Source organism: Fibrobacter sp. (assembly GCF_045112255.1).
Classification (GTDB): Bacteria; Fibrobacterota; Fibrobacteria; order Fibrobacterales; family Fibrobacteraceae; genus Fibrobacter.
In genome coordinates, this window is the sequence record NZ_JBGUHR010000019.1 from 1 (window position 1) to 4,421 (window position 4,421).

The window sequence follows — 4,421 nt, forward strand, 5'->3', positions numbered from 1 at the left end:
CACTTACATCCAGTGGATCGACATGCACTTCGCCGACGACGTAGCGCAAGAGTACATGGTTGTAAGGTTGGAACGCTGCAGAATCGCAGCACTCAGCCAGATGAATCTCAAGCCGGGAAGCATCGAGCCAGCCTCCTTCAACCTCTCTATCAACTACGAAATCCGTCGAATCATCCGCATGCCGGATCCTAACGAACTGATGAACGCAATCTGTATCGCCCAAGGCGCAGACTCCTACTACTAGAGGTAACCCATGGCCGACAAGAATAAAAATTACCAGCAAGGAACTTCGTCTGGGATCGACTCGTCCCATGACGCTATGCTCGCCTTCTACATGGAAAAGTTCTATGCGGCAGCACGTGGCCACCTTGTCAACAAGTACCACGTAGGGTTCTGGGGAGACTACGTCGCCGAGGCGTTGCGCATAATGGACAGAAACTCGTACTCGGACAAGTATTCTCTGACCAACACCAAGACGTTCAAGAACACTACGGACGCTTGGCTGAAGGCTGCGTTCAACCAGTGGGCCGACCTATTCTACGACCGCGACACCCACGTACTCAACATGTACTGGGCGGCGACTTCGGTCAAGATTGGCGAGGCACAGTCCAACACCGTTCCGGTCGCCGGACTCGATACCACTAAAGGCATGAAGTATCCGCTTATCCAAGGCGACAAGGGCCCTCAAACTCTTACGATTACGATAGTGGACGACCCTTACATGATGTGGTATCAGTTCTTCAATGCTCTGTACAATGCACAGTTCAGTCCACTCGTACTGAAGACTCGTAGCACTTGGCACAAGATAAATATCGCCGTAGACCTTTATTCCGACGCCACGACCATCATGCGCAGCAGCAATGGCCAGCTGGCTACCGAAGCCGGGCCTTACATCACCGATATCAGCCTTAACCAGATGTACGAATTCAACTCGTCGGTTCTGACGAAAGCACCTGACATGAAGATGGGGTTCACCGACGACAAGCCGTTCACCTTCACGGTATCATTCCAATATCCGAACGCTTTCCAAGGCACCTTCAAGCAGCAGCTCCGCTACTTGCGCGACAATACGTGCGACGGTACTGACGTGACCGCGTACGACGCCGTAAACAAGCGTCTGAAGAAGCAGTTCTTCGAGGACGACTACAGCAGACTGAAAGCTTCAAAGGGCGTCTACGAGGCGTTCAACGAGAAGGAATACTACAGCGAATACAGTCAACGGTACTTCACTTCAAAGAATTCATAAAAAAGGCGGCCAGATGGCCGCTTTTCTTATTTGATCATCGTAATGACTCGCTGGTTGATATCCAGTATCTTGTTCTTGCCGTAGAACTTTATCATGTTCGCGTAGGTGTTGTACATCTTCGCATTAGTCCTCGTTAGCGGCAGTTCAGAGATAAAGTCATTGTAGATTGTCGTCATGTGAGTGGCGGTCAACTTGTAGGCCATCTTGCCGATGACGTTGACGCCCCAGAAGTCCTCGACCAGCGGCGTATAGAAGATACCGTCGCCAGCGGCGGAAATGGCAGAAGGAATCTTGACCGGATCCACCGACATCTTCACTCGGTCGAACATTCCGCAGATGTAGTTCATGTAGGAGTCGATACGGTTGTCCATGACAACCAGAGTCTCTGGGAACTCCTTGTCCATAATCATCTTGCTGCAGACCTTGCCGGAGACCGGAGTCACTTCGATGCCCTCGGCGGCAAGGATGTCGTTACAGATTGACTCGAAGGATGTCTTGGGCTTGTAGAAAGTCTCGTTGTACGGAACTTCGAGAAGGTCGAAGGAATACTCGTATCCGTAGCCGATCATCGTCAGCTTGGATACGTTGATGCCGCGCCAGCGAGTAGTACTGAGAGCCTTGCCGAAGGTATCGACGAACTTCTTCGGCATACCGTTCTTCATAGCCGTAATCAGCTTCGAAGGAGTATTGCCCTTGTCCGCGTGGAGCTTGGCGATAGGATCCTTTCTGAAAGCGTCGCACACTTCCTTCCATTCGGACTCGTCCTCGAACGAGTTCTTGTTGAGAGGGAACGCGATTACTCCGTTCTTGGTATTCTTGAGCTTCACCTTGTCGTAAGGGATGTACAGATGGCGCGGATTATGGAACTTCTCGAACTCCAGCTTGATAGGAGAAATGGCGTCAAGCATTTCGACGGTGCGAGCGCTCACCATGTCCTTGTAGGTGTCGAGCGGTTCGCCCAGCCTAGCCGTAGCCAAGAAATGAACATTTTCGCCGTTGAGCTTACGGCGAACTGCTTCAATTACAGAATCAAGGCTGTAGCCAATTATGTAAGTTTCATTACTCATGCAATTTTTCCGTCGGCTTGAATGAAGGGAAGCACGTACTGTTCCAGCCACTTCGCGCCGGGGAACTCGAACAAGATATCGAGTATTCGGCACTTCTCGTCGGCAAACACGACAGCTGGCAACTTGTTCATGCCCAAGTCCGTATAGATCAAGTTCTTGAGCGGTTCTGGTTCAACAACCGTGCGGACACAGCGCACCGGGTCGTCGAAAAGGTTGTACTTGTTGAACCAAGCGAACATGTCGCTGAAACTCTGCTTGCAAGTGGGACACATCTTGTTCTCATCGTAGAACAGGAACACCCACATCACCACACGCTGACGCTTCTTGACGTCGCTATAGGCGTCTTGGCCATACTCCAGTAGTCGCTGGCTCAAGGGCTTGTATTCGCCGCTGATAAATACGCCATCGCTGCAACAGACCGACATCGCTGTCACCTTCCAAAGTTAATGTTTAAATTACATCTTTTTAGATAATTGTCGATGAATCGAACAATTTTCCGGTATTTTTCTCGGTCGCTATGAACCAGTTGACCCCATGAACCCTACACCATTCGGAGGCAGCCTCCCATTTGGCTAGGTTCACGATAACGTCCATCACCTTCTGGTCATAGTTGGCCTTTCGCTTGTTATAGCGCTCGAATGCCGCCGCGTCAGACCCAGCCTTGGGCGGCTGTGGCATCTTGGGCTGGATAGCGTACGACGTCGGCTTGACCTCTATGAGCCAGCGGTTGACCTTCGTAGCGCCTTCCGGCAGAATTTCCAAGTAAATGTCCGGATGATAGATGGACACTCGGCCATACTTCGGAGACATGTAGGGAATCTCGAACACCTTCGGTTCATAGGCCCAGAAGGTGATGCGAGGGTTGGTATCACACACCACGAATATCTTGCGCTCCCACGCGGACTTGTAGTACGGCATGGGCAGATTGGGCATGTACTTCTCTGGATGCAACAGATTGTAACGACCCTTGTGGCAGTCAGTGTAATAGTTATGCTTCGCCATGCAGCCTCCTATGACAAGGCAGCCGCGTACATTCTCCGATAGTAAGTCGCAAGAGGTTCATTCGGATAACGTACGGTAAACTTGTACCCAGCGATCTTTTCCGTGCGAGTCTTGTCGAAGTCGTCCGGAATTTCATAGGTAGGCTTGACCGATTCCGGCAAGTCTGGGTTATCGACGGTCGGCAAACCAGTAGGATTCTTGACAAAGTCTGGCTGACGACCGACGTAATCGGCGGAACGAGCGCTCGTCGTATTGCTGCTGAAGTCGGAACCCGGCCTTTCGATTTCGCCGATGTTGTCGTTCATGTGGGACACGTAATTCTTGCTGACGGCGTACTTGTTTCCAAAGCGCACCAGCTGGTACATCTTCTCGACATAGTACGAATCCTTCTTGCTGCCAGCGACCATGCTGTCGGAAATGCTCATAAGGATGTTCTCGTCGCGTTCGGTAATCTTCTTCGTGCCGACGTTGACGGAGTTTTCCGTTTCCGGAGAATAGGCGAAGTTGACCGCGTCGGAGAACGAGCTCGGCTCTTGGTTATCATCGGTCGGCATCATGTCCTTCATGCTGATAGGACGAGACAGTTCGTATTCCTCGGCCTCTTCCTCGTCTGGACTGGTATTGTCGTCCTTGTTCTTGGACTTACGGAACCAAGACATGAGCAAATCCCACGGAGACTCGTTATAGAGCTGGCGAAGGACGCTTTCACGCGGAGTCATTCCGTCAAGGTCAACGGCGATACAGCAAGTGTAGATGTCAGCTTCCATAGCGCGACGCCAATACTTGTCGTCAAGGCGCAAGTCCTTGTACAGCTGCTTCGTCTTGTTCTTGATCTTTTCGGACAACGCTGGGCAAGCGACTTCGAGGCACTTTATCCATCCACGGTAAGTATTGATCATGTCGATAACGGACATGCCCAAGAATTCCTTGCCGTTGTCGTATTCCTTGGAATAAACGAACAAGCACTCGAACGGGCCAAGTCCTTCGATAAATGCAGTCACGTTCATCTTTGCACGGAGCATGGACACATACTTCTTCATCAGCCAGCGGAACGGCTTGATGAGCAAGTTGAACACATAGACAATCCAAGACTCGATGTAGTTGAA

General features: G+C 51.1%; 6 protein-coding genes. 2 read left to right on the forward strand and 4 right to left on the reverse strand.

The features are described 5' to 3' along the window. Both ACJMM9_RS01485 and ACJMM9_RS01490 read left to right on the forward strand, forming a co-directional pair. Positions 1-244 (forward strand): hypothetical protein (locus ACJMM9_RS01485; RefSeq protein ID WP_405323158.1); only part of this gene is annotated, 244 nt, incomplete at its 5' end. A 9-nt stretch (positions 245-253) separates the two neighbouring features. Continuing rightward, on the forward strand, positions 254-1,246 hold the full coding sequence (locus ACJMM9_RS01490) for a hypothetical protein (protein WP_405323161.1): 993 nt from the start codon (positions 254-256) through the stop codon (positions 1,244-1,246). A 26-nt stretch (positions 1,247-1,272) separates the two neighbouring features. On the opposite strand, the gene ACJMM9_RS01495 is transcribed toward ACJMM9_RS01490, so the two are convergent. From ACJMM9_RS01495 to ACJMM9_RS01510, 4 genes are all read right to left on the reverse strand, one after another. Then, on the reverse strand, positions 1,273-2,313 hold the full coding sequence (locus tag ACJMM9_RS01495) for a hypothetical protein (protein ID WP_405323163.1): 1,041 nt from the start codon (positions 2,311-2,313) through the stop codon (positions 1,273-1,275). After that, complete coding sequence (locus ACJMM9_RS01500; RefSeq protein ID WP_405323166.1) at positions 2,310-2,738, reverse strand: hypothetical protein; 429 nt, start codon at positions 2,736-2,738, stop codon at positions 2,310-2,312. The genes ACJMM9_RS01495 and ACJMM9_RS01500 overlap by 4 nt, the downstream gene beginning before the upstream one ends. 40 nt (positions 2,739-2,778) lie before the next feature. Then, positions 2,779-3,315, reverse strand: a complete 537-nt coding sequence (locus ACJMM9_RS01505) for a TnsA endonuclease N-terminal domain-containing protein (protein ID WP_405323168.1) — start codon at positions 3,313-3,315, stop codon at positions 2,779-2,781. An 8-nt stretch (positions 3,316-3,323) separates the two neighbouring features. Then, positions 3,324-4,421: hypothetical protein (locus ACJMM9_RS01510; protein ID WP_405323170.1), on the reverse strand; the 1,098-nt coding region annotated here is incomplete at its 5' end.